The 5418-nt window shown below is 62.8% G+C and carries 5 protein-coding genes; 4 read left to right on the plus strand and 1 reads right to left on the minus strand.

Annotation, left to right across the window (positions count from 1 at the left end; genetic code table 11):
- Positions 1-284 (minus strand): hypothetical protein (locus QOC89_RS18875; protein ID WP_323046418.1); only part of this gene is annotated, 284 nt, incomplete at its 3' end.
- A gap of 261 nt (positions 285-545) precedes the next feature.
- On the opposite strand from QOC89_RS18875, the gene bioA reads away from it, so the two are divergent.
- From bioA to bioB, 4 genes are read left to right on the plus strand one after another with little or no spacing between them, the layout of a single operon-like run.
- Positions 546-1895 carry an adenosylmethionine--8-amino-7-oxononanoate transaminase gene (gene bioA / locus QOC89_RS18880; protein ID WP_323046419.1) on the plus strand — a complete coding sequence of 450 codons (1350 nt, stop codon included), beginning with the start codon at positions 546-548 and terminating at the stop codon, positions 1893-1895.
- Positions 1895-3079, plus strand: coding sequence for an 8-amino-7-oxononanoate synthase (gene bioF, locus QOC89_RS18885; protein WP_323046420.1), 1185 nt, complete (start codon positions 1895-1897; stop codon positions 3077-3079). The genes bioA and bioF overlap by 1 nt, the downstream gene beginning before the upstream one ends.
- Entirely contained in the window at positions 3076-3795 is a 720-nt protein-coding gene (bioD, locus tag QOC89_RS18890) for a dethiobiotin synthase (RefSeq protein ID WP_323046421.1), read from the plus strand. The genes bioF and bioD overlap by 4 nt, the downstream gene beginning before the upstream one ends.
- 34 nt (positions 3796-3829) lie before the next feature.
- Complete coding sequence (gene bioB / locus QOC89_RS18895) at positions 3830-4906, plus strand: biotin synthase BioB (RefSeq protein ID WP_323046422.1); 1077 nt, start codon at positions 3830-3832, stop codon at positions 4904-4906.
- Positions 4907-5418 lie beyond the last annotated feature (512 nt).

Raw genomic sequence — 5418 nt, forward strand, 5'->3', positions numbered from 1 at the left:
CCCCCTCCAAGCCAGGGGACCCGCTTAAGAGTTCGCGGTTTGAGCCGCTTTCTTTTGCCTAGCTTTTCTTTGCGGCAGGCAAAGAAAAGTAGGTGCCCGCCCCGCACAGGGGCGACGCTAATAGACCAATAAGAAATCAAGGAAAGGCCAACGCCGTAAAAGCACAATGCAAACAACCGCGCGCAGGCAACCAGCCCAACGCCGTAGGCAAACAGACAAACAATCGCGGCGCAGCCAAACAAACCAAAACCAAACCCCAGCGCCGCAGGTAATTCCCCCAACAAGCTCCAACTACTTTACCGTCGTCAACTCCGCCGATCATCGACCTTTAGACCGAAACTGAAACCACCTGCATCGAACAGCCCTAAACCCCAGCGCCGCAGGCAAAAACCGCCCCTCAACCCCTGGTGCGCAGCACGAAATAAACCGCTAATCTCACCTCCGCAAGTCTTCCAAGGCCGCGCGCAGCGCAAAGAAAACCGCGAATGAAAAGGCCCTAAAAAAAGCCAGCCGTGCAACGGCAAAAAAGCACCTCGGAGTACCTTTTGGAAAAGTCAGCATCCCCTGAAGACTGGATCACCCGCAGCCTGCGTGCCGTATGGCACCCCTGCACCCAGATGAAACACCACGAGCACCTGCCGCTCATCGCCGTCGCGCGAGGCCAGGGCGCATGGCTCTACGACCGTTCGAACAACCGCTATCTGGACGCGATCAGCTCCTGGTGGGTCAACCTTTTCGGCCACGCCAACCCGCGCATCAACGCGGCGCTGAAAAACCAGCTCGACACGCTGGAACACGCCATGCTCGCCGGCTGCACGCATGAGCCCGCCATCGAACTCGCGGAGCGCCTCAGCGCGCTCACCCACAACACGCTCGGCCACGCCTTCTTCGCATCCGACGGCGCGTCCGCCGTCGAAATCGCACTGAAGATGAGCTTCCATGCGTGGCGCAATCGCGGCTTCGCGGACAAGCAGGAATTCGTCTGCATCGCCAACAGCTATCACGGCGAAACCATCGGCGCGCTCGGCGTTACCGATGTCGCACTCTTCAAGGATGCCTACGATCCGCTGATCCGCAACGCGCACGTCGTCGCTTCGCCCGATGCGCGCCTCGCGCAAGCCGGTGAAAACCCGGCCGACGTCGCGCGCCGTGCGCTTGATCAGGTTCGCTCGCTGTTCGAAGCCCGCGCCACGAAAATCTCCGCGCTGATCGTCGAGCCGCTCGTGCAGTGCGCGGCCGGCATGGCAATGCACGACGCGTCGTATATCGCCGGCTTGCGCGCGCTCTGCGATCAGTACGGCGTGCATCTGATCGCCGATGAAATCGCTGTCGGCTGCGCACGCACGGGCACCTTCTTCGCCTGCGAACAAGCCGGCATCTGGCCGGACTTCCTGTGTCTGTCGAAAGGCATCAGCGGCGGGTATCTGCCGCTCTCGATCGTGTTGTCGCGCGATGAAATTTTCGAGGCCTTCTATCACGACGACACGGCGCGCGGCTTCCTGCACTCGCATTCGTACACCGGCAATCCGCTCGCGTGCCGCGCGGCGCTCGCCACGCTCGATCTGTTCGCAAGCGACAACGTACTCGCCGTCAACGCACAGAAGTCCGGCAAGCTGAAAGCCGCGCTCGCACCGCTCGCCGACCACCAGCAGGTGCGCAATCTGCGTCAGTGCGGAACGATCTTCGCCTTCGACGCAGTAATCGACGACGCTCAGCAAGCCAGAACATTCTCGCGCCGCTTCTTCGAAAACGCGTTGCAGCGCGAGCTGCTGCTGCGCCCGATTTCGACGACGGTGTATCTGATGCCCCCTTACATCCTCGACGACGAAGAAATCGCGCTGCTCGCCTCGCGCACGCGCGAAACCTTCGAAGCCACGCTCGCGGAGACCTGCTAATGCACCTGCTCGACACACTCACCGAAGGCCTCAAGGAAATCGACGCGCGCGGCCTGCGCCGTCGCCGCCGCACTGCCGACACGCCGTGCGCCGCGCACATGACCGTCGACGGCCGCGAGATCATCGGCTTCGCCAGTAACGACTATCTCGGACTCGCGGCCCATCCGCAATTGATCGCGGCCATCGCAGAGGGCGCGCAGCGTTACGGCGCGGGCAGCGGCGGTTCGCATCTGCTCGGCGGTCACTCGCGCGCGCACGCGCAACTCGAAGACGATCTCGCCGAATTCGCCGGCGGCTTCGTCGACAACGCGCGCGCGCTCTACTTCAGCACGGGCTACATGGCGAATCTGGCCACGCTCACCGCGCTCGCGGGCCGCGGCACGACGCTCTTCTCCGATGCGTTGAATCACGCGTCGCTGATCGATGGCGCGCGCCTGTCTCGCGCCGATGTGCAGATCTATCCGCACTGCGACATGGAAGCGTTGAGCGCGATGCTCGACGCGTCGGACGCCGACGTCAAAGTGATCGTCTCCGATACCGTGTTCAGCATGGACGGCGATATCGCGCCCTTGCCGCGTCTGCTTGAACTCGCGGAACAGCATGGCGCATGGCTGATCGTCGACGACGCGCACGGTTTCGGCGTGCTCGGTCCGCAAGGACGCGGCGCGGTTGCACAAGCCGCGCTACGCTCGCCGAATCTGATTTCGATCGGCACGCTCGGCAAGGCCGCGGGGGTGTCGGGCGCGTTCGTCGTCGCGCATGAAACCGTGATCGAATGGCTCGTGCAGCGCGCGCGTCCGTACATCTTCACGACGGCTTCCGTGCCCGCCGCGGCGCATGCGGTGTCCGCGAGTCTGCGTATCATCGGCGGCGAAGAAGGCGACGCGCGGCGTGCGCATCTTCAGCAATTGATCGAACGCACGCGCGCGATGTTGAAGGCGACGCCGTGGTTGCCGGTCGATTCGCACACCGCCGTGCAGCCGCTGATCATCGGCGCGAACGACGCCACACTGGACATCGCGGCCACGCTCGATCGCGCCGGCCTGTGGGTCCCGGCGATCCGTCCGCCCACGGTGCCCACGGGTACGTCGCGGCTGCGCATTTCGCTCTCCGCTGCGCACTCGCACGCTGATCTGGACCGGCTCGAAGCGGGCTTGCAACAACTCGGGGCGAAAGCGGCATGAGCACGGCGCTGTCCCTATTCGTCACCGGCACCGATACGGAAATCGGCAAGACCTTCGTCTCCGCGGCGCTTTTGCGCGGCTTCGTTCGCGAAGGACTGCAAGCCGCCGCGATGAAACCGATCGCCGCCGGCGCATTCGAATTGAACGGTGTGCTGCATAACGAAGATGCCGATCAACTCGACGCCGCGTCGAGCGTCCTGCTGCCGCCGGAGATTCGCACGCCGTATCTGCTGAAGGAACCGGCCGCACCGCATATCGCCGCCGCGCTGGAAAACGTTACATTCGACATCGACCACATCGTCGCTTGCCATGCGCGCGCGCTTGAACAGGCGGAGATCGTCGTGGTGGAAGGCGTCGGCGGTTTTCGCGTGCCGCTAACCGCAACACAGGACACCGCGGATCTCGCCGTCGCGCTGAAGCTGCCGGTCGTGCTGGTGGTCGGCATGCGCCTCGGTTGCATCAGCCACGCATTACTGACCGCCGAAGCGATCGCCGCGCGTGGGCTGACGCTTGCCGGCTGGGTGGCGAACCGCATCGATCCGGACATGACGTTCCCCGACGAAAACATCGCGTCGATCCGCGAGCATCTCGCGCGTGAATACGACGCGCCGTTGCTCGGCATCGTGCCGCATTTGACGCCGGCTTCGCCCGAACTCGCGGCCGGGCAACTCGATATCAACCGACTCCTGCAGACGCTGCGCCACGCGCAGCGCTGAGAATCCATCACATCCATCCATGAGGATTGACGACATGACGCAACTGAACATCGCTCCGAGCCCAGCCGACACGGCTACCGCCAACAACGCTGCTGCAACTGCCAAAACGCTGGCCAAGTGGCGCGTCGTCGACATCGTCGCGTTGTACGAACTGCCGTTCAACGACCTGATGTTCCGCGCGCAGCAAACCCATCGCGAACATTTCGACGCCAACACCGTGCAACTGTCCACCCTGCTGTCGATCAAGACCGGCGGCTGCGAGGAAGATTGCGCGTACTGTCCGCAGTCGGTGCATCACGACACCGGTCTGCAGGCCGACAAGCTGATGCCGGTCGATGAAGTCCTGGCCGCCGCCAAGGTCGCCAAGGACAACGGCGCGACGCGCTTCTGCATGGGCGCGGCGTGGCGCAATCCGAAGGACCGTCACCTCGAGCCGATCAAGGACATGATCCGCGGCGTGAAGGCAATGGGCCTCGAAACCTGCGTGACGCTCGGCATGCTCGAAACGCATCAGGCGCAAGGTCTGCGCGAAGCGGGCCTCGACTACTACAACCATAACCTCGATACGTCGCCGGAGTTTTACGGCCAGATCATTTCGACGCGCACGTATCAGGACCGTCTCGATACGCTGGAACGCGTGCGCGAGGCGGGCATCAATGTGTGCTGCGGCGGTATTGTCGGCCTGGGCGAATCGCGCCGTGAACGCGCCGGCCTGATCGCGCAACTCGCGAACATGGAGCCGTATCCGGAATCGGTGCCGATCAACAACCTGGTCCAGGTGGAAGGCACGCCGCTGACCGGCACCGAAGCCATTGATCCGTTCGAATTCGTCCGTACGATCGCGATTGCCCGCATCACGATGCCGCGCGCGATGGTGCGTCTGTCGGCCGGCCGTGAGCAGATGGACGAAGCGCTGCAGGCGATGTGTTTCCTCGCTGGCGCGAATTCGATCTTCTATGGCGATCAGTTGCTGACCACGAGCAATCCGCAAGCCGAAGCGGACCGCAAGCTCCTCGAACGCCTCGGCATTCGCGCGGAAGCGGCGCAGCAGATGCCGCTGGATCAGAGCGGCTGTGAGCATGGGTGCGATAAGCACGGCGCGCCGAACTGAGCTTAAAAACGACTTGCAATAAGACACGCGCGATTGAAAAGGCCGCCTCGCTCTGAGACGGCCTTTTACATATAGCATCGCTGTTGCCGCGGTGAAACGCACTGTGCGCCCTTCCAAAACGGCTCCTCGTCTTTCCCACACCTCCTTGCGCCGCAAGGACCTGGCCCTTACAACGAGTCCACCTTCCGCTTCAGACAATCACCTTCCTTGCTACTACCACCCCCTAACCGAGCATCGCGTACCTCAATGCAATCAGCTAGCTCGGAAATTTCCTAAGCAATTCTTTCGTTTTCCTCTTTAAAGTTCTTGCGCCTTTGCTGGCGAAACGAACAACAGGAGGAGCGAAATGAAAGACCGGACAACACGGGGACGAGCGGCTGGCATCCTGTCTCGCTTCCTGATCGCCTTCACGCTGATGCTGGTCGCGTTCAGCGCGAACGCAGATAGTGGCGACGACATCTGCTTTCCGCTGTACGCGAAGGCCGGCGCCATTCCCGGCAATAAGGACTGCG

This window comes from Paraburkholderia sp. (genome assembly GCF_034668105.1).
Classification (GTDB): Bacteria; Pseudomonadota; Gammaproteobacteria; order Burkholderiales; family Burkholderiaceae; genus Paraburkholderia.

Coding starts and splice junctions, on each gene's coding strand:
- bioF (WP_323046420.1), top strand. CDS start 1,895: ATGCACCTGCTCGACACACTCACCGAAGGCCTCAAGGAAATCGACGCG.
- bioD (WP_323046421.1), top strand. CDS start 3,076: ATGAGCACGGCGCTGTCCCTATTCGTCACCGGCACCGATACGGAAATC.
- bioB (WP_323046422.1), top strand. CDS start 3,830: ATGACGCAACTGAACATCGCTCCGAGCCCAGCCGACACGGCTACCGCC.